General features: G+C 63.9%; 17 protein-coding genes and 2 pseudogenes. 5 read left to right on the forward strand and 14 right to left on the reverse strand.

Features of this window, described 5'->3' with window-relative positions; genetic code table 11:
- Positions 1-17 precede the first annotated feature (17 nt).
- Positions 18-1,031 (reverse strand): porphobilinogen synthase, encoded by a 1,014-nt coding sequence (gene hemB, locus KI242_RS30355; protein ID WP_011064159.1) that lies wholly within the window; start codon positions 1,029-1,031, stop codon positions 18-20.
- A 207-nt stretch (positions 1,032-1,238) separates the two neighbouring features.
- Here hemB and KI242_RS30360 point away from each other — a divergent pair, with 207 nt between their 5' ends.
- Complete coding sequence (locus tag KI242_RS30360; protein ID WP_011064160.1) at positions 1,239-1,853, forward strand: DedA family protein; 615 nt, start codon at positions 1,239-1,241, stop codon at positions 1,851-1,853.
- On the opposite strand, the gene KI242_RS30365 is transcribed toward KI242_RS30360, so the two are convergent.
- Positions 1,834-3,069 (reverse strand): sterol desaturase family protein, encoded by a 1,236-nt coding sequence (locus tag KI242_RS30365; protein WP_053160382.1) that lies wholly within the window; start codon positions 3,067-3,069, stop codon positions 1,834-1,836. The two genes, KI242_RS30360 and KI242_RS30365, sit on opposite strands and share 20 nt — an antisense overlap.
- A gap of 113 nt (positions 3,070-3,182) precedes the next feature.
- Between KI242_RS30365 and elbB the strand changes: the two genes are divergently transcribed.
- The gene (gene elbB / locus KI242_RS30370; protein WP_015637442.1) at positions 3,183-3,851 is read left to right on the forward strand and encodes an isoprenoid biosynthesis glyoxalase ElbB; all 669 of its coding nucleotides are present in this window, start codon (positions 3,183-3,185) and stop codon (positions 3,849-3,851) included.
- Between the two features lie 18 nt (positions 3,852-3,869).
- Here elbB and KI242_RS30375 read toward each other — a convergent pair whose 3' ends face one another.
- Positions 3,870-4,325 carry a YaiI/YqxD family protein gene (locus tag KI242_RS30375; RefSeq protein WP_015637443.1) on the reverse strand — a complete coding sequence of 152 codons (456 nt, stop codon included), beginning with the start codon at positions 4,323-4,325 and terminating at the stop codon, positions 3,870-3,872.
- A 79-nt stretch (positions 4,326-4,404) separates the two neighbouring features.
- Complete coding sequence (locus KI242_RS30380; protein ID WP_053154464.1) at positions 4,405-6,303, reverse strand: cytochrome c/FTR1 family iron permease; 1,899 nt, start codon at positions 6,301-6,303, stop codon at positions 4,405-4,407.
- Between the two features lie 147 nt (positions 6,304-6,450).
- Between KI242_RS30380 and KI242_RS30385 the strand changes: the two are divergent.
- Positions 6,451-6,573: pseudogene (locus tag KI242_RS30385) on the forward strand (penicillin-binding protein activator LpoB); the annotation flags it as partial.
- A gap of 57 nt (positions 6,574-6,630) precedes the next feature.
- Here the strand turns inward: KI242_RS30385 and KI242_RS30390 are convergent.
- From KI242_RS30390 to KI242_RS30400, 3 genes are all read right to left on the reverse strand, one after another.
- Positions 6,631-7,263, reverse strand: coding sequence for a LysE family transporter (locus KI242_RS30390; protein ID WP_011064164.1), 633 nt, complete (start codon positions 7,261-7,263; stop codon positions 6,631-6,633).
- Between the two features lie 108 nt (positions 7,264-7,371).
- Positions 7,372-7,953: a mechanosensitive ion channel family protein gene (locus KI242_RS30395; protein ID WP_011064165.1), complete on the reverse strand. Its 582-nt coding sequence runs from the start codon at positions 7,951-7,953 to the stop codon at positions 7,372-7,374.
- Complete coding sequence (locus KI242_RS30400) at positions 7,953-9,863, reverse strand: ATP-binding cassette domain-containing protein (protein WP_011064166.1); 1,911 nt, start codon at positions 9,861-9,863, stop codon at positions 7,953-7,955. Before KI242_RS30400 ends, KI242_RS30395 begins: the two co-directional genes overlap by 1 nt.
- A 50-nt stretch (positions 9,864-9,913) precedes the next feature.
- On the opposite strand from KI242_RS30400, the gene KI242_RS30405 reads away from it, so the two are divergent.
- Positions 9,914-10,378: a TIGR02444 family protein gene (locus KI242_RS30405; RefSeq protein ID WP_011064167.1), complete on the forward strand. Its 465-nt coding sequence runs from the start codon at positions 9,914-9,916 to the stop codon at positions 10,376-10,378.
- On the opposite strand, the gene KI242_RS30410 is transcribed toward KI242_RS30405, so the two are convergent.
- Entirely contained in the window at positions 10,375-11,487 is a 1,113-nt protein-coding gene (locus KI242_RS30410) for an AlgP family protein (RefSeq protein WP_081002131.1), read from the reverse strand. The genes KI242_RS30405 and KI242_RS30410 overlap by 4 nt on opposite strands.
- Positions 11,488-11,680: 193 nt before the next feature.
- Here KI242_RS30410 and KI242_RS30415 point away from each other — a divergent pair, with 193 nt between their 5' ends.
- Positions 11,681-12,346 carry an FKBP-type peptidyl-prolyl cis-trans isomerase gene (locus KI242_RS30415; protein ID WP_015637447.1) on the forward strand — a complete coding sequence of 222 codons (666 nt, stop codon included), beginning with the start codon at positions 11,681-11,683 and terminating at the stop codon, positions 12,344-12,346.
- Between the two features lie 60 nt (positions 12,347-12,406).
- Here the strand turns inward: KI242_RS30415 and KI242_RS30420 are convergent, their stop codons facing one another.
- The 6 genes and pseudogenes from KI242_RS30420 to hemC all read right to left on the reverse strand — a co-directional run bounded on the left by KI242_RS30420 (position 12,407) and on the right by hemC (position 17,844).
- Positions 12,407-12,865 carry an Rsd/AlgQ family anti-sigma factor gene (locus tag KI242_RS30420; RefSeq protein ID WP_011064170.1) on the reverse strand — a complete coding sequence of 153 codons (459 nt, stop codon included), beginning with the start codon at positions 12,863-12,865 and terminating at the stop codon, positions 12,407-12,409.
- A 207-nt stretch (positions 12,866-13,072) separates the two neighbouring features.
- Positions 13,073-13,594 carry a disulfide bond formation protein B gene (locus KI242_RS30425; RefSeq protein ID WP_053160388.1) on the reverse strand — a complete coding sequence of 174 codons (522 nt, stop codon included), beginning with the start codon at positions 13,592-13,594 and terminating at the stop codon, positions 13,073-13,075.
- Positions 13,595-13,747: 153 nt separating this feature from the next.
- On the reverse strand, positions 13,748-14,986 hold the full coding sequence (locus tag KI242_RS30430) for a heme biosynthesis protein HemY (protein ID WP_011064172.1): 1,239 nt from the start codon (positions 14,984-14,986) through the stop codon (positions 13,748-13,750).
- Positions 14,983-16,122, reverse strand: coding sequence for a uroporphyrinogen-III C-methyltransferase (locus KI242_RS30435; protein ID WP_011064173.1), 1,140 nt, complete (start codon positions 16,120-16,122; stop codon positions 14,983-14,985). The genes KI242_RS30430 and KI242_RS30435 overlap by 4 nt, the downstream gene beginning before the upstream one ends.
- Positions 16,123-16,139: 17 nt before the next feature.
- Positions 16,140-16,907, reverse strand: coding sequence for a uroporphyrinogen-III synthase (locus tag KI242_RS30440; RefSeq protein ID WP_011064174.1), 768 nt, complete (start codon positions 16,905-16,907; stop codon positions 16,140-16,142).
- Positions 16,904-17,844: pseudogene (gene hemC / locus KI242_RS30445) on the reverse strand (hydroxymethylbilane synthase). The gene KI242_RS30440 and the pseudogene hemC overlap by 4 nt, the downstream one beginning before the upstream one ends.
- Between the last annotated feature and the right edge of the window lie 50 nt (positions 17,845-17,894).

Here is a 17,894-nt window from a genome sequence, read left to right on the forward strand (position 1 = left end):
GCGTGTTCCTGGGAGGGCTATTTTTGCTCTCGTAACAATTGAGCAGCACGAACGGCAAAGTAAGTCAGGATGCCATCGGCACCTGCACGTTTAAAAGCGGTCAGGGATTCAAGAATAACCCCCTCACCCAACCAACCATTCTGGATTGCTGCCATGTGCATGGCGTATTCGCCGCTGACCTGATAGACAAAGGTCGGCACCTTGAATTCATCTTTGACCCGCCAGAGGATGTCCAGGTACGGCATGCCCGGCTTGACCATGACCATGTCCGCGCCTTCGGCGAGGTCCGCCGCCACTTCATGCAGGGCTTCCTGGCCGTTGGCCGGGTCCATCTGGTACGAGGCCTTGTCGGCCTTGCCCAGGTTCAGCGCCGAGCCCACCGCATCGCGGAAGGGGCCGTAGTAGGCGCTGGCGTACTTGGCCGAGTAAGCCATGATGCGCACGTTGGCATGCCCGGCCAGTTCCAGGGCCTCGCGGATCGCCTGGACCCGCCCGTCCATCATGTCCGACGGTGCCACCACCTGGGCGCCGGCCTCGGCATGGGACAGGGCCTGGCGCACCAGGGCGTCGACGGTGATGTCGTTCTGCACATAACCCTGTTCGTCGAGGATGCCGTCCTGGCCATGGGTAGTGAACGGGTCAAGGGCAACGTCGGTGATCACCCCCAGGGCCGGAAAGCGTTCGCGCAGGGCGCGGGTGGCACGCTGGGCGATGCCGTCGGGGTTCCAGGCCTCGGCCGCATCCAGGGACTTGAGCGCCCCGGGCGTCACCGGAAACAGTGCCAGTGCCGGAATTCCCAGTTCGACCCAGTTCGCCGCCTCTTCCAGCAGCAGGTCGATGGTCAGGCGCTCGACCCCGGGCATCGAAGCCACCGCTTCGCGGCGATTCTCACCCTCGAGCACGAACACCGGCAGGATCAGGTCATCCACGCTCAGGCGGTTTTCCCGCACCAGACGGCGGGAAAAGTCATCGCGACGGTTGCGCCGCAGACGAGTGGCTGGAAACAGACGGTTGGCGGGGGTAAAGCTCACGGCGGACTCCAGGGCTCGCGCTGGCGGACGAGCGGGACAGTTATAAGCGGGCATTATGACGAACAGATGACAGTTGTGCTCAAGCTGTTGACCGGCAGCAACACTCATTGTCATTGGCCGGATTGTTCACGTCGAGACACATTTCGATACTTTCCCGAACGTCGTCGAAGGGGTAGGCTGCGCGTTCATTTCGCCAGCATCCAGACAATGCTCCAACAATTTCTTCAGGATTTCGGCTACTTCGCCCTCTTTCTCGGCACGTTTTTCGAAGGCGAAACCATTCTGGTTCTTGCCGGATTTCTCGCGTTCCGCGGATACATGGATATCAACCTGGTGATGGTGGTTGCCTTCTTCGGCAGCTACGCCGGTGACCAGCTGTGGTACTTCCTGGGGCGCAAGCATGGCCGCAAGCTGCTGGCGCGCAAACCGCGCTGGCAAATGATGGGTGACCGGGCGCTGGAGCATATCCGCAAGCACCCGGATATCTGGGTACTGAGCTTTCGCTTCGTCTACGGGCTGCGCACCGTGATGCCGGTGGCCATCGGCCTGTCCGGCTATCCGCCGGGCCGCTACCTGCTGCTCAACGGTATCGGCGCAGCGATCTGGGCCATAGCCCTGGCCCAGGCGGCCTACCATTTCGGCGCAGTCATGGAAGGCATGCTCGGCAGCATCAAGAAGTACGAGCTGTGGGTGCTGGGCGCCCTGCTGGTCCTGGGCTTCGGCCTGTGGCTGCGCCGGCGCTTCAAGAACGCACGCCTGGCCAAGCAGATCTACGAAGCCGAACAGGCCTCCGCCCGGGAACCTAAGACGCCAGCCGAGTAACACGCGAGCCGCAGCCATACAGCCCGCAGACACTCAGCAGGCTGTAGCTGCCCAGCGCTACCCAGGCCAAGGGGCTGGCCGGCCACAGACCGACCAGCGGCGCCAGCCATACCAGGGGCAGATTCAGCAGCAGCCGCGCCCCTTCCAGTTTCAGGCTCCAGGGCCGATCCTCCAGAGCCGCGCCCAGTACGAACAGCCCCAAGGCCATAGCGCCCCAGCCCAGCAGCAGTGCCTGGACCGACAGGCTGCTCTGGGCATTCATCAGGTAGCTGCCCAGGGCTACATACACCGCGAACTGCAGCACCACGTACACCTGACGCCGCACATCCAGGGCCACCTCGAATTTGCGAAACTGGCTCAGCTCCGGCTTGGCCAGGGGATAACGGTCCTGCACATCCGCCGGGCGCCAGCCGGTGCGCATGAACCAGATCCGCAGCTTGTCCCGCACATGCTCGGTGCGCCGGGCATCATTCCAGAGCTGGGCATAGAACTGCAGATTGGCCCACAGCGGGTTCCAACTGGCCAGCGGAGTCGTCACGCCGAACACCACGGGCTCGTTGTCGTCCTCTTCCTGGTAGGTGCCGAACAGCCGGTCCCAGAGAATGAACACCCCGCCGTAGTTGCGATCCATATAAAGAGCGTTCTGCGCGTGATGGGCCCGGTGATTGGAGGGGGTCACGAAGAACCATTCGTACCAGCCCAGCTTGCCGATGTGCCGGGTATGTACCCAGAACTGATACAGCAGATTGAGGGCTGCCACCGTGACGAACACCACCAGCGGCACCCCGAGTACCGCCAGGGGCAGGTAGAAGATCCAGCTCAACAGGAAGCCGGTGCTGGTCTGGCGCAGAGCCGTGGAGAGGTTGTAGTCCTCGCTCTGGTGGTGCACCGAGTGAGCGGCCCAGAGGATATTGCGTTCATGACCGCAGCGATGCAGCCAGTAGTAGCAGAAGTCGTACAGGACAAAGGCCCCGATCCACACCCAGAGGCTGTGCGCCGGCAGCTCGAACAGCCCCCAGTGCTGGAGGGCGAAGGTATAAGTGACCAGGCCCAGCCCCTTGGTCAGCAGGCCCGTGGTGGTGGACAACACGCCGGTGCTGATGCTATTGACCGCATCGGCAACCCGGTAGTTATTCACTCCCCGCCAGCGATCGGCCAACAATTCAGCAACAATCAACACAAAGAAAAACGGCACCGCATAGAGGATGAGGTTCATGGCGCGACCCGATCGAAATCGATAACCAAGATTAGGTCCGACGACTCCATCCCCCTATGGCCAGGTGTGACAAACAGGCGGACATTTAGCGCCATGAATCTGGAGAAAAACCCATGAGCAAAAAAGTTGCAGTGATCCTTTCCGGTTGCGGCGTGTTCGACGGCGCCGAAATCCACGAAAGCGTGATCACCCTGCTGCGCCTCGACCAACGCGGCGCCCAGGTGCAGTGCTTCGCCCCGAACATCCCCCAGATGCATGTGCTCAACCACCTGACCGGCGAAACCATGGCCGAGACCCGCAACGTGCTGGTGGAATCGGCGCGCATCGCCCGGGGTGAGGTCAAGGACCTGCGCGAAGCCCGCGTCGAAGACTTCGATGCGCTGATCATTCCCGGTGGCTTCGGGGCAGCCAAGAACCTCTCCAGCTTCGCCACCGAAGGCGCTGCCTGCACAGTCCAGGCCGACGTCCTGGCCCTGGCCGAAGCCTTTGCCGAAGCCGGCAAGCCGGTGGGCCTGATGTGCATCGCCCCGGCCATGGCCGCGAAGATCTACGGCCCCGGCGTGACCTGCACCATCGGCAACGATGCCGACACCGCAGCCGCCCTGGGCAAGATGGGCGCCACCCACGCCGAATGCGCAGTGGGCGAGATCATCGAAGACAAGGCGCGCAAACTGGTGAGCACCCCCGCCTACATGCTGGCGAAATCCATCAGCGAAGCGGCCTCGGGCATCAACAAACTGGTGGACCGGGTGCTGGAGCTGACCCACGAAGGCGACAAGTGAGCCTCTAGCGAGCGCCCCTCAGGCCTGGCGCGCCAAGCGCGTCAGGATGCGGTCCAGGGCGTTGGCGAAGGCCTGTTTTTCCCGGTCGCCATAGGGCGCTTGCCCACCACTGACCTGCCCCTGTTCACGCAGGTCGGTAAACAGGTTGCGCACCGCCAGGCGCTCGCCCATGTTCTGTGCGTCGAACTCCTTGCCCCGCGGGTCCAGGGCCGCCACGCCCTTTTTCACCAGGCGGTCGGCCAGCGGCACGTCACTGCAGATCACCAGTTCACCGGGCACTGCGTGCTCCACCAGGTAATCGTCGGCGGCATCCGGGCCGCTGGGCACCACGATCAGCCTGACGCAGGCGAAGGCCGGCTTGATCTGCGCCTGTCCGGCCACCAGCACCACTTCGAACTGGCGCTTCAGGGCGAAGCGCACTACTTGATCCTTGGCCGCCTTGGGGCAGGCATCGGCATCGATCCAGACACGCATTGAATGTTCTCCCTCCAGAATGCAGAACGGGCAAGCCGCCCCTTCAGGAGCGGGCTTGCCCGCAATCAACTACGCCGGCTCAGGAAGCCTGCACGCGGCGCTTCTCACTCATGCGACTGCGGCTGTAGAGCACCACGATCGCCAGGATCGCCACCGCCTGGGCACCCAGCGAGTAGGCGTCGGCATGAATACCCAGCCAGTCGAAGTCGAAGAACGGCACTGGCCGCGTACCGAAGATACCCGCTTCCTGCAACGCCTTGACGCCGTGCCCGGCGAACACCACCGACAAGGCGCAGAGCAGTGCCGCGTTGATGCCGAAGAACAGCGCCAGGGGCAGCTTGGCCGAGCCCCGCAGGATCACCCAGGCCAGCCCCACCAGCAGCACCAGGGCGGTGGCGCCACCGGCCAGTACCGCGTTGTGCCCGGCAGGGCCGGCCTGCAGCCACAGGGTTTCGTAGAACAGGATCACTTCGAACAGCTCGCGATAGACCGAGAAGAACGCCAGCACAGCAAAGCCGAAACGCCCGCCGCCGCCCACCAGGCTGCTCTTGATGTAGTCCTGCCAGGCCGCCGCATGCCGGCGGTCATGCATCCACACCCCGAGCCACAGCACCATGACACTGGCGAACAGCGCGGTGGCGCCTTCGAGCAGTTCACGCTGGGAACCGCTGACATCGATCACGTAGGCCGCCAAGGCCCAGGTACCCAGGCCGGCCAGCAAGGCCAGTCCCCAGCCGACGTTGACACTGCGCACCGCCGATTGCTGGCCGGTGTTACGCAGGAAGGCGAGGATGGCCGCCAGCACCAGGATCGCTTCCAGGCCTTCGCGCAGCAGGATCAGCAGGCCGGAAATAAAACTCAGAGACCAGCTCAGGCTGTCGCCGCCCAGAAGCTCGGCGGACTCCTTGAGCTTGGCCTTGGCCGCGTCCAGACGCTGTTCGGCCTGGGCCACCGGCAAACCGTCCTGCAACGACTGCCGGTAGGCCATCAGGGCCTTTTCGGTGTCTTTGCGGACGTTGGCATCGACGTTGTCCAGGGAGCTTTCTACCAGCTCGAAACCTTCCAGGTACGCCGCTACCGACAGATCGTAGGCCTGTTCGCGATCACCGCTGCGATAGGCCGCCAGGCTCTTGTCCAGGGTCGATGCGGTGTAGTCCAGCAACTGCGCCGGCCCCCGCTTGACCTGAGGCGGCTGGGCCCGCTGGGCGCGGAAAGTCGCGGCTGCCTGAGGGCCCTGGGCGGCCAGTACTTCACCCGGTGTCTGCCGGGCCAGGTCGGCCAGATTGAAGCTCTGCTCGCCCTTGGCGGCCGCAGGGTCGGCGCTGAAACTGGCGATGTAGGTGGCCAAGTCCCAACGCTGGCGATCATCCAGTTGATCAGCGAAGGACGGCATGTCGGTGCCTTCCACGCCCAACCCCAGGGTGTTGTAGATGGCATACAGGCTCAGGCGGTCGAGACGTTCGACATCCCGCAGGTTGGCCGGTGGTGGGGTCATGCCCACGCCCGCCGGACCATCGCCGGCGCCCTGCTCGCCATGGCATACCGAGCAGTGCTGGGCGTACAACGGCGCGCCACGGGTCGGATCCGGGGTGATGATCGGCGCCTGGCTGACCTCATAGGCTACCGCCAGCCGAGCCCCCATCTGCCGCGCCTGGCGAGCTACCTGATTGCCATCGACGCGGTCATCCACCGCTTTGCGCAGGCTGACAACGCCTTGCTCCAGTTCAGCCTTTTCCGGTTTGGCCGGCAGATCGGCGATCAACCCCTGCAGGACGCCGAGAAACTCCACCTGCTCACGGTACTCGGACTCGTCAATGACCTTGCCCCCCTCGACCGTGGCGGGATAGTCCGCGCCAATGTAATCCAGCAAATGCAGGGCCTTGGGCGCGCCGTCGACGGTATCGGCCAGCAGGTTGAAGCTGAAAAGCGCCAGCACCGGCAACACTAGCAACGCCAGTAAACGGGAAGGGGCAATCATGAATAAATCTCAAAGGGAAATAAGAAGTAACATATTGTTCCCTCCCAACGAGTTTCACTCAAGGCTTATCAGCCCCGCTGAAACATCTTCGCTCACAGGCCACCAGCCCCACGCCCAGCTAGCACCCGCTCTCCTTGCTTGTGCAAAGTGTCCAAGCCCCTGGGCGAAGACGTCACCCGGCAGTTGGGTCGTGACAGCTGCGAGCAACCGCGCCAAGCGCCGATGCACAACAACCAGCCGCCGGACACGGCGCCAGTGATCCTGCGCTAAACCGCACGCAAACGAAAAAGGCGACCCGGTGGGTCGCCTTTTCTTGTTCCTGCAAACCTAGGCCGCCGCTTTGCGGATAGTTGCCAGAAAACCCGCAGCGCCGAGGAACAGGCCGGCGAAGGTGCGGTTCATCCGCCGCTGCTGGACCGGGGTGCGCAACAGGCGCAGGACCTTGGACGCCAGCCCCGTATAGCCGGCCATGACGATCAGGTCGACCACGATCATGGTGGCGCCGAGAATCAGGTACTGCTTGACCAGGGGGGCATGGGGGTCGATGAACTGCGGCAACACCGCCAGCATGAACACCAGCGCCTTGGGGTTGCTGATGTTTACCAGGAAACCGCGAAACACCAGGGCCAGGGGTTTGCCGATGGGGCGAATGGCGGCGTCATCACTGAGGTCGCTGGGCAGCGCACGCCACTGCTTGACCGCCAGGTACACCAGGTAGGCGACACCGAACCACTTGATGGCATAGAAGGCAGTGGCAGAGGCCGCGAGAATGGCCCCGACACCGGCCGCGACAATGGCAATCTGCATGGCCAGGCCCAGTTGCAGCCCCAGGGCGTTCCAGTAGCCGCGCCAGAAACCGTATTGCAGGCCGCAGGACATCGACGCAATGGCGCCGGCGCCCGGGGAAAGACTGATTACCCAACTGGCGGCAAAGAACGCCAGCCATGTCTCAAGCACCATCGCACACCTCGGATCGAATTGGTCGTGACTGCCTAAGCTAATCCTCCGCTTGGCGGCTGACCATATTTTTTTCGCCCAAAGGTGATGCAGCGGCTACAGAGGAAGGGGTTACTTCTCGCCGCTGCCCACGGGCAGCACATCAGTGCCACGCCAGCGGCGCACCGAGCGCTGGAAGAACAGGCTGTTGGGCACCTGGACCATGGCGCTGCCGGTGCCGGCTTCCTCGGCTTCGATCAGGGTGGTGTACAGCAGGTTGATCGCCACGACCCGGCCCTTGACCCCAGGCTTGTCGACGGTGTCCACCAGCTCCACCACGTCACCCAGGCGGAACGGGCCAACCGTGAAGATCAGGATCGCGCAGAGCAGGTTGGAGAGCACGCTCCACATGGCGAAGAAGGCCACCGCCGCCACGGCGACGAAGCCTGAAAGGGCGGTCCACAGCACCGTGGCGGAAACCCCCAGGCGCTCCAGCACGAAGATCACCGCGCTGCCCATGATCAGCCAGCGCAGGCCGCCCCGCAGGGGCATCAGCAACTGCGGCGGGAACGGGTAGCGCTCGCCCAGGCGGGTCAGGCCACGAGCCACGAAGCGCTGGGCCAGGTAGCCCGCCAGGAGGATCAGCAGGATCTGCACGCCAATCCACAACGGGCCGATCCACTGGGCCGGCAACGGTAATTGCAGCGCCTCCATCAGGACAGCGCCTCCAGCTCGGCCTGCATGCTTTCCAGCAGTTCCAGGGCCTCCATCCAGGCTTCTTCCAGCTCGGACTCACGGGTCTTGAGCTTGGCCTGCTCGGCCAGCAGATCCCGCAACTCATCCTTGCGCGCAGCCTCGTACAAACCGCTGTCGCCCAGGCTGGCCTCGATCTTGGCCAGGCGCTCATGCACCTTGCCCAACTCGGCTTCCAGCTTGTCGGCCTCGCGCTTGTGCGGTGCCAGTTGCTGACGCAACGCCGCGGCGGCCTGGCGCTGGGCCTTCTTGTCGGTCTTGTCCGGGTTCACCGGCGTGTTGCTGACCGGGGCATTGCGCTGGCGGTAATCCACCAGCCAACGGGTGTAGTCGTCCAGGTCGCCGTCGAACTCTTCGACCTTGCCGTCGGCCACCAGGAAGAAGTTGTCGGTGGTGCTCTTGAGCAGATGGCGATCGTGGGAGACCACCAGCACCGCACCACTGAACTCTTGCAGGGCCATGGTCAGGGCCAGGCGCATCTCCAGGTCCAGGTGGTTGGTGGGTTCGTCGAGCAGCAGCAGGTTGGGCCGCTCCCAGGCAATCAGAGCCAAGGCCAAACGGGCTTTTTCACCGCCGGAGAAGTTCAGCACCGGCTCGTCGATCCGTGCGCCGCGGAAGTCGAAGCCGCCGAGGAAGTCGCGCAGGGTCTGCTCGCGCTCGGTGGGCGCCAGGCGCTGCAGATGCAGCAAGGGGCTGGCCTTGGAGTCCAGGGAATCGAGCTGATGCTGGGCGAAGTAACCGACAACGGTGTTCTCGCCCCGGGTCAGGCGCCCGGACAGCGGCTGGAGTTCGCCGGAGAGGTTCTTGATCAGGGTCGACTTGCCGGCGCCGTTGGGCCCCAGTAGGCCGATCCGCGCGCCCGGAGTCAGCTGCAGCTTGACCTTCTCCAGGACCGCACGCTCGCCATAGCCCAGGCGGGCATCGGAGAGGTCGATCAGCGGGCTGGAGATCTTCGTCGACTCACGGAAGGTGAAATCGAAGGGCGAATCGACGTGTGCCGCCGACAGCTCCTCCATGCGCTCCAGGGCCTTGATCCGGCTCTGTGCCTGCCGGGCCTTGGTGGCCTGGGCCTTGAAGCGGGCGATATAGCTTTCCATGTGCGCGCGCTGCGCCTGCTGCTTCTCGTAGGCTTGCTGCTGCTGGGCCAGACGCTCGGCACGGGCGCGTTCGAAGGCGCTGTAGCCACCGCGATAGAGGGTGATCTTGCGCTGGTCGACGTGGGCCACGTGATCGACCACGGCATCGAGGAAGTCCCGGTCGTGGGAGATCAGGAGCAAGGTGCCGGGGTAACCCTTGAGCCACTCTTCGAGCCAGATGATGGCGTCGAGATCCAAGTGGTTGGTAGGTTCGTCGAGCAGCAGCAGGTCCGAGGGACACATCAGCGCCTGCGCCAGGTTCAGGCGCATCCGCCAGCCCCCGGAGAAGTCGCCGACCTGACGGTCCATCTGCTCGTTGGTGAAACCCAGGCCAGCCAGCAGCTTGCGCGCCCGCGCATCGGCGGTGTAACCGTCGGCGCTGTCCAGCTCGGCGTGCAAGCGCGCTTGCGCGGCGCCGTCCTGGGCCGCTTCTGCAGCGGCCAGGTCACGCTGCACCTGGCGCAGGCGCAAGTCGCCGTCGAGCACATAGTCCACCGCCAGGCGCTCGAGGGTATCGACCTCCTGGCGCATGTGGGCGATGCGCCAGTCGGCCGGCAGGAAGCAGTCACCCGAGTCCGGGTGCAGCTCACCGCGCAGCAAGGCAAAGAGGCTGGATTTGCCGGCGCCGTTGGCACCGATCAGGCCGGCTTTCTGGCCGGCGTGCAGGGTTAGCTCGGCGTCTTCTAGCAGACGTTGCGGGCCACGCTGTAAAGTCAGGTTCTGAAGTCGAATCATAATGGCGGCGGAGTCTACCAGCTTCGTTAGCAACTGGCGCGAGTAGCAATATGTCCCCTGACCTGTGGAGCTTTGCCCTGAAGACCTATGCCCTGCCCGGTGTGCAGGAGGCCTGCCTGCAACTGCAGGATGGCGGGGCCAATGTCTGTCTGTTGCTCTGTGGCGCCTGGCTTGGCCAAAGGGGGGTCGACTGCGATAAGCAGCGCCTGCAAGCGCTCGAAGAGTTGGCTGCGCCCTGGTATCAGGAGGTGGTCGAACCCCTGCGCAAACTGCGGATTGAGTGGCGAGCCGCCGCGGCCAGCGACGTGCAACTGAGCACCTTGCGCGAACAACTCAAGGCCCTGGAACTGGATGCCGAACGGCAGTTGCTGCTGCGTCTGCAGGAAGGGGCACGAAAGTGGCCCGAAGCTCAGGCCCGGAGCCTGAATGACTGGCTGGAAGGACTGGCGGCCGAAGCCGCCGTCCGGAACCGCAATGCGCTGCAGGTACTGCGCATCGCGGTGGCCGGCGCTTAGGAAGCGCTGGAAGGGTTGCTGGCTGGAGCCGACGCAGGAACAGCGGGTGCACTTGCAGCTGGTGCCGGCGAGGCAGCCGGAGCAGGAGTTGCAGGCTTGGCCGCTGCGGGCGCGGGAGCTGCAGGTTTGGCAACTGGAGCAGTTGGCTTGGCTACAGCAGGCTTGGCGGCTGCGGGCTTGGCAGCAGGCTTTTTCGCGGCCGGCTTGGCAGCGGGTTTTGCTGCGGGTTTGGCGGCGGCAGGCTTGGCCGCCGATGCCGCGGCTGGCTTGGCAGCTGCAGGTTTGCTCGCGGGTTTGGCCGGAGCTTTTGTAGCGGCGGGTTTCGCTGCTGGTTTAGCGGCCGGTTTGGCGGCAGCCGGTTTAGCCGCAGCGGTCTTGGTGGCAGCAGGTTTCGCTGCTGGCTTGGCGGCTACTGGCTTGGCGGCAGGTTTAGCAGCTGGCTTGGCCGCAGCGGCTTTGGTCGCAGGCTTCGCAGCGGGCTTGGCGGCTGGCTTGGCAGCTACCGGTTTGGCAGCCGCCGCTTTGCCGGCAACAGGCTTGGCCGCTGGTTTGGCAGCAGGCTTGGCGGCTGCGGTTTTGGCCGCGACGGGCTTGGCTGCACTGGCAGCAACAGGTCTTTTCGCCGCCGGCTTGGCAACAGGTTTGGCCGGTGCCTTGGCAGCAGGCTTGGCCGCTGGTTTTTTAGCTGCTACCGCTGCCGGCTTGGCATCACGAGAGCTCAATGCCTTGCCTACCGCTTCCTTCACACGACCCACGCCTTGAGCCAGTTTCAGGCTCTCCTGGGCATCGCGCTTGAGTTGCAGAATGTAGCTGCGGGTTTGTGCCTGACGCTCTTTCAGGGCGTCCAGCAAGTCTTCGAGTTCCTTGACCGCGGTCTTCGCCTTGGCTTGTGCCTTGGCCTTGCCGGCCGCCGCAGCGTCCTGCAGTTTGGTGCGCGATTTGTGCAGTTTTTCCTGCGCCTTGCCCCGTTGTTTTTCCAGCTTGGCGAGCAGTTTTTCAGCATCAGCCAAGGCTTGGGAACAAGCGTTTTCCAAATGTTCGAGCAAGCTGCCCGACAGCTGTTGGAGCAAATGCAACGGAGTATTTACAGGCTTCTTATTGGCCGACATGGTTTACCTCCTGGCTGACGTGAGTTGCGGCTCATACTAGACCTCTGCTGCTACCGCCGCTAGGGCATGTTGACAGTATCGAAAGCCTGGCGTTGCAGCCGAACGAAAATGTTCTTCGCCCCCATCGAAGTTGCTCACCAACGAGCGCTTTGTCGCTGGCATAATCCACCGCAACTCAGGCCGGAGAGTGCCCATGTCGCGTTACCTGTTTTTATCCTTGAGCCTGTTCTTGCCACTGGCTCAGGCGGCTGCCGAAGCACCATCCAACAACGCTCACGATCTTGCCTACAGCCTGGGGGCAAGCCTCGGTGAACGCCTGCGCGATGAGGTGCCCGACCTGCAGATCCAGGCCCTGGTCGAAGGCTTGAGGGCCGCCTATCAAGGCAAGCCTCTGGCGCTGAAAAGCGAACGCATCGAACAGATCCTTGCCGAGCACGACGCACAGATCAGCGAACAGTCGGCCAAGTCTCAGACAGAGATCGCGCTGAAAAACGAACAGCGCTTTCTCGATGAAGAAAAGGCCAAGCCCGGGGTCCGCCAACTGGCAGACGGCATCCTGCTGACCGAGTTGAGCCCTGGCAGCGGCAACAAGGCCAGCCCCAACGGCTCGGTCCAGGTGCGCTACACCGGGCGCCTGCCAGACGGCACCGTGTTCGATCAGACCCAGCAGCCGCAATGGTTCCGCCTCGACAGCGTGATCGCCGGCTGGCGTAGCGCACTGTCGCAGATGCCCACCGGAGCCCGGTGGCGCCTGGTAATCCCGTCGAACCAGGCCTATGGCACCGAAGGCGCCGGGGACCTGATCGCGCCCTACACCCCACTGGTGTTCGACATCGAATTGCTCGGTGTCGCTGGCTGAAGCGCCACAACGAAAAACGGCACGCCGAGGCGTGCCGTTTTTCCTGGTAGGTTCCTGTGCTCAGGCCTGAGCCACAGCTTCCTGCTTGTGGGCGTTGTGCAGCACTTCGATCAGGCAGTCTTCCAGCTCGAAGCGTTCGTGCAGCAGGCCACCGAGTTCCTTGAACTTCTGCGCCACGCACTGGCCGGCGTCGCACAGGTCATTGAACGCCAGGAGCTTTTCGGTGATCACGTCGATGCGTGGGTAGAGGGTGTCGGCCAACTCCAGCCCGCGCTTGTCGCCAAACGCCTTGGCTTCGCTGGTCAGCTGTTCGTAGATTTCAAAATGGCCGGCGGAGACGTAGTCCACCAGGATCCCGCAGAATTCCTGCAGCGGCTTCTTGCTCTCACTCAGTGCCTCGGGCTCCGCGCCCAGCGCATCATAGGCTCGAACCAGTTCGTGACGCTCCTGCAACCAGCGGTCGATCAGCAGATGCACTCCACCCCAGCGTTCCTGAGCATTCTGACAACTTTCGAGCATGGTGATCTCTCTTCCCTTATGGGTCATGCCGCTTGCCCGCCGCTCCTTTCTGGAGACTCTGGATCCGGTCAGGCACAACAGCATCGAGCAACATAATTCCAGTGACAGGTGCGGGCCAGATTATGCCCGCTCGACTACAGCATCAAGGTACGCAGGAGATAAAGTTCATACAAGCGTTTAATCCCCGCCCTCCTGCCAAACACTGACTCAGGGCAACGCCACGGCCTTGCGCGCGCCCCGTAGCTGACGCCACAGGCGGTAGCCGCTAAAGATCAGCATGATCACGAAAAACAGCAGGCTCCACTCCGGCAAGCTCATGTCCAGCAGGGTCCAGGTGACCTCAGCGCAATCGGAGGTGCCCATGAAAGTCAGCTTCAACGCCTGCCACCAGGACAACTGGCGGAGCATGAAGGACATGTCCGGCAGGCAGGCCAGCAACTGTTCGGAAGGAATGTTCTGCAACAGCACATGGCGTCCCGCGGTGACCACCCCCAGCAGGCCCAACAGCAGGTTGAGCCCCCAGTAGACCGCCCGCCCCACGCGCCCAGGCCCCTGGATCACGGCCAGCAGATTGACCCCACCCAATGCCAGCAACAGCAGGCGTTGCACGCCCCACAGCGAACAGGACTCGAGGCCGCCACCCGTTTGCAGGTTGAACGCCGCCCACGAGGCCAAGGCCCCCACCAGGAACACCAGGGAGAACAGCAAGCGGGAGCCGGCCAGCGACATGAGATATCCGTAACGGGAGAAACAGGCAGCCACGGTAGAGAAAGCGCTCGCTGCTTTCAAGAAGCGCTATGTCGCAACTGATCGACAACAGCGCCGCAGGTACAACAGCAAAAGGGCCGGTTGCCTGAAACAGGCAACCGGCCCCGGGACACCTCAGGCCCGCACCGGGACCGGCAGCGGTGAGGCCAGCAGGCGCTCATCGAGCATGCCCAGACCTTCCTGGAACAGTTGGTTACTGCGCTCGGTATCCCCCAGCTGAGCCAGCAGGCGTGCCAGCTCCGCACAGGCTTCGGGGTTGCGTTGCAAGCGCAGGCTGCTTTCCAGATAGTCCCGGGCCTTGCCCCACAGGCTGTTCTGCAGGCACAGGCGGCCCAGGGTCAGCAGCAGGCTCGGATCATCCGCATGCTCTTTCAGCCAGTGCTCAGCGGTCTGCAACTGACGCGACGGATCGCTGCCACGCACCAGGCCATAGAGCCGTGCCAGGTGGCTTTCGTACTTGCGCTTGATTGCCGTGCGCAGGGCCTCTTCCGCCTCGGCCCCCGCGCCCAGTTGACGCAGTTGTTCGGCATAGGCCAGCACCAACTGCGGCTCCTGGCGCTGTGCCGAGGTCAACTGTTGCCAGGCACGATTGAGAGATTGCAGGCCGGCAACCTCATCTTCTTCACGACGCGCGGCCAGGGACAGGTTTTCACCCCAGGCCCGACGCTCCAGTTCCTGCAATTCGCTGGCCGGCAGCGCCTTGTCCTTGCGCAACTCGGGCAACAGACGGATCAGGGCCGACCAGTCGCCGCGCTGCTGATGCAGGCGCTGCAACTGGCGCAACACCTGAACGCTATGGGGATGGCGCTCATGCATGGCCTGCAGGGTGCTCAGGGCTCCCTCGGTATCGCCGCGATCCGTCTGCAGTTGGGCGTGGCTCAGGGCCACGGCCAGCTCTGCCTGGGGCTGGCGGGTCAGCGCCCGCTCCAGCAACCGGTCGCATTCTTCATAGTGGCCCTGCTCGTTGGCCGCCCGGGCAGCGCCGAGGTAGTAGAGCAGCGGCTGGCGCTCGGCCTCGGCGGCACGCTGCAGGTGCTTTTGCGCGCTGGCCCAGCGCCCTTCGGCGAGGTCCATCTGGCCCTGCTCGATGGCGATCTGCACCCGGCGGCTGCGATTGCGCCGTGACCAGGGATTGACTACACCACCGGACACCATCACCAGCTCGATCAGCAGCTTGATGCCCCAGACCACCAGCCAGACCAGCGCCACCAGGGCCAGGGTTGCCCACAGGCTCGATTCGTAACGGAAGTTGCTGTAGGCAATCAGTACGTACCCGGGATGCTCGGCAATGGCCAGACCCAGCAAGCCGATGGCCGCAATGACCAGCAGGACGATCACATAGGTACGCTTCATGGGCTCGTCTCCTGGGCGTTGTTCGCCGCAGGTTTGGCCAGAGGCTTGACCGACTCTTCGACATTCAGGTTACGCCGCTCCAGGTAGGCCTGGACCGTACTCAGGGTCTTGGCCAGGTCCGGGGTGACGACCGTCACCGGCTGCTTGCTCAGCTCGGCCAGGCGCTCGAGCATGATCTTGCTTTGCGGGTTGTCCTGATTGAAGTTGCCGGTGAGCACGTCGCGGGCTTCGGTCAACGCCTGGGTATAGACCGCGGCCTGGCCGTTCAGGGCAGCCCACTGCGCCTGCTCCAGCGCCAGGCTCAGGGCCAGGCGCACTTGGGTCAGGCCCTGACCGGCCAGCAAGGGGCGGATGTTCTTGTCGGCGTTGAAGTCAATGCGGAAATAGCGCGAGATCTGATCCCACCACTGGGCCCAGCGGCTGGCGCCGTCACCATCGGCTGTCAGGCCGAGCAGCGATTCACCGCGGTCCTTGTACTCCGGAGCCACGGCGCTCAGTTCCAGCACCTGGTCACGCAAAGCCCCCAGTTGCAGGAACAGCCCGGTGCGGTCCGGCTGCTCGGTGCTGCGCAGGGCCGCCAGGCTCTTGGCCAACTGCTCGCGGGCTGCGAAGGCTCCCGGATCGTTTTGTTCCCGCAGGATATCGTCGGCGCCCTGGACCAGGGCCCTAGCGCTGCTGATGTCCTGCAGCGCCGAAAGACGCAGGCTGGCCAGGCGCAACAGGTGCTCGGCTTCCGCCAAGCGCCAGTCCTTGCGGCTGGCGCCCAGTACGGTTTCCAGGCGCTGGTTCAGGCGCTGCTGGTCACCCTGCAACTGGGCCACCAGACGCCGCCGGTCTTCCAGCTCATCGGCCGCGGGCAGTTGTTCCAGGCGTTCGCTCAAGCGCTGTTCGCTGAGCTTGAGACTCTGGGCCTGATCCCCCAGGGCCTGCAACTGACTGAACTGCTGCTGGTTATTGGCTTGCAGGTGGCGCACCTGCCAGATCCCCCAGCCACCAACGGCGACGCCCGCCGCCCCCAGCAGCAGGGCCAGAATTGCCAACCCGTTGCCACGACGCTCAACGGTTGGTTTCGTGGGTTCAGCAGGTGTCTCGGGCACCGGCTGGGCTTCATCTTTAGGCAAGGCTGTTTCGCTCACGTATCCATCCTTTGCGTTTAGAGAACGGGCACGGGTTGCTCCCGTAACGCCGTTAGCAAAGCCGCGGCACTGGCGCCGCGACAATCCACAACTTTTTCCGCCCCTGCGGCGTGCGCCATGTCGGCGACCCGGGGGCTTGGAACAAACAACGGCATCTTCGCCAGTTGCGGCCAGGCGGGCCCCGCCAGCTGCCGCAAGTGGCTGAAACCTTGTCCACTGCTGACCACCAGCCCGTTCAAGCGTTCCACTTCAATCCGCTGGAGCAACGCGCCTTCGGCGTAGTGCGGCAGGCAGCGGCGGTAGAGTTCCAGATAATCGACACTAGCACCTAGGGCGCGCAAGCGCTCAGAGAGCAGCTCGCGCCCACCCTCCCCGCGCACGATCAACACCCGTGGATCAGGCCGGCGGATAGCCTCGCGCAATTGGGGAAGTTCAAGCAAGGCTTCACTGTCATCGCCCTGCTGGGGATAGGCCACTGGCAAGCCGGCATCCGCAAGGATCTGCGCGGTAGCGGCGCCTACGGTGAACCAGGCCTGGTCTGGTGGTTGCGGCCAATACTGGCGCAACAGCTCCAGGCCAAGATGCGCCGCCGGCTTGCTGACCACAATCACCGCACAGTACTGGTCGAATGCCAGCAGGGTAGCCCGCTGCGAGTCACTGACCGGCAACGCCTGGATTTCCAGCAATGGCAGGCTGCTGCTCAAGATCTCGGACTGCGCCAGGATCGCCGCCAGCGCGGCGCAGTCCTCGGCCGGCCGGGTCAGCAGCAGGCGCCAGCCAGTCACTCCTCGCCCGCCTCGCCGTAGACCGCGCGCAGAATGTCATCGGCGCCCTGGGCCAGCAGGGCATCCGCCACTTGCACACCCAGCTCGGCGGCCGATGCGCGAGGGCCACGAGCTTCGGCGCTGAGCAGCAGGCCGCCGCTAGGCTCGCCCACCAGGCCGCGCAGCCAGATCTGCTCGCCTTCCAGCACCGCATAGCAGGCAATCGGCACCTGGCAACCACCGTTGAGGTGCTTGTTCAGTGCGCGCTCGGCGGTTACCCGGCTGGCCGTGTCGGCGTGATGCAGGGGGCCAGCAAAGCGTGGATTTCAATATCGGCACTGCGGCACTCGATGCCGACGGCGCCCTGGCCACCGGCGGGCAGGCTGTCGTCGACACTGATGGAGGAACTGATGCGATCCTCGAATCCGAGGCGGATCAGGCCGGCGGCCGCAAGGATGATGGCGTCGTATTCGCCGGCATCCAGCTTGGCCAGACGGGTATTGACGTTGCCCCGCAGAAAACGGATCTGCAGGTCGGGGCGACGGGTCAGTAACTGAGCCTGACGGCGCAGGCTGGAGGTACCCACCACGCTGCCTTCAGGCAACTCGTCGAGGCTGGCGTAGGTGTTGGAAACAAAGGCATCACGCGGGTCTTCGCGCTCGCAGATGCAGAACAGACCCAGGCCTTCCGGGAAGTCCATGGGCACGTCTTTCATCGAGTGCACGGCGATATCGGCCTGGTTTTCCAGCAGCGCGGTTTCCAGTTCCTTGACGAACAGGCCCTTGCCACCGATTTTCGACAAGGGCGAGTCCAATAGTTTGTCGCCGCGGCTGACCATGGGCACCAGGGTCACGACAAGACCCGGATGGGCCTCTTGCAGACGGGCTTTGACGTATTCGGCCTGCCACAAGGCCAGAGCACTTTTGCGGGTAGCGATGCGGATTTCGCGAGAGGACATGGATCAATCCGTACTGAATAGATACGGCAGATAATAACAGCTCAACCAAA

The sequence above is a fragment of the Pseudomonas sp. Eqa60 genome, assembly GCF_018326405.1.
Taxonomy (GTDB): Bacteria; Pseudomonadota; Gammaproteobacteria; order Pseudomonadales; family Pseudomonadaceae; genus Aquipseudomonas; species Aquipseudomonas protegens.

Excerpts from the sequence above, each read along its gene's own strand:
- KI242_RS30360 (WP_011064160.1), top strand. The coding sequence starts at position 1,239 with ATGCTCCAACAATTTCTTCAGGATTTCGGCTACTTCGCCCTCTTTCTC.
- KI242_RS30365 (WP_053160382.1), bottom strand. The coding sequence starts at position 3,069 with ATGAACCTCATCCTCTATGCGGTGCCGTTTTTCTTTGTGTTGATTGTT.
- KI242_RS30390 (WP_011064164.1), bottom strand. The coding sequence starts at position 7,263 with ATGGTGCTTGAGACATGGCTGGCGTTCTTTGCCGCCAGTTGGGTAATC.
- KI242_RS30380 (WP_053154464.1), bottom strand. The coding sequence starts at position 6,303 with ATGATTGCCCCTTCCCGTTTACTGGCGTTGCTAGTGTTGCCGGTGCTG.
- KI242_RS30430 (WP_011064172.1), bottom strand. The coding sequence starts at position 14,986 with ATGAAGCGTACCTATGTGATCGTCCTGCTGGTCATTGCGGCCATCGGC.
- KI242_RS30415 (WP_015637447.1), top strand. The coding sequence starts at position 11,681 with ATGTCGCGTTACCTGTTTTTATCCTTGAGCCTGTTCTTGCCACTGGCT.
- KI242_RS30395 (WP_011064165.1), bottom strand. The coding sequence starts at position 7,953 with ATGGAGGCGCTGCAATTACCGTTGCCGGCCCAGTGGATCGGCCCGTTG.
- KI242_RS30410 (WP_081002131.1), bottom strand. The coding sequence starts at position 11,487 with ATGTCGGCCAATAAGAAGCCTGTAAATACTCCGTTGCATTTGCTCCAA.
- KI242_RS30405 (WP_011064167.1), top strand. The coding sequence starts at position 9,914 with ATGTCCCCTGACCTGTGGAGCTTTGCCCTGAAGACCTATGCCCTGCCC.
- KI242_RS30425 (WP_053160388.1), bottom strand. The coding sequence starts at position 13,594 with ATGTCGCTGGCCGGCTCCCGCTTGCTGTTCTCCCTGGTGTTCCTGGTG.
- KI242_RS30375 (WP_015637443.1), bottom strand. The coding sequence starts at position 4,325 with ATGCGTGTCTGGATCGATGCCGATGCCTGCCCCAAGGCGGCCAAGGAT.
- KI242_RS30420 (WP_011064170.1), bottom strand. The coding sequence starts at position 12,865 with ATGCTCGAAAGTTGTCAGAATGCTCAGGAACGCTGGGGTGGAGTGCAT.
- KI242_RS30400 (WP_011064166.1), bottom strand. The coding sequence starts at position 9,863 with ATGATTCGACTTCAGAACCTGACTTTACAGCGTGGCCCGCAACGTCTG.
- elbB (WP_015637442.1), top strand. The coding sequence starts at position 3,183 with ATGAGCAAAAAAGTTGCAGTGATCCTTTCCGGTTGCGGCGTGTTCGAC.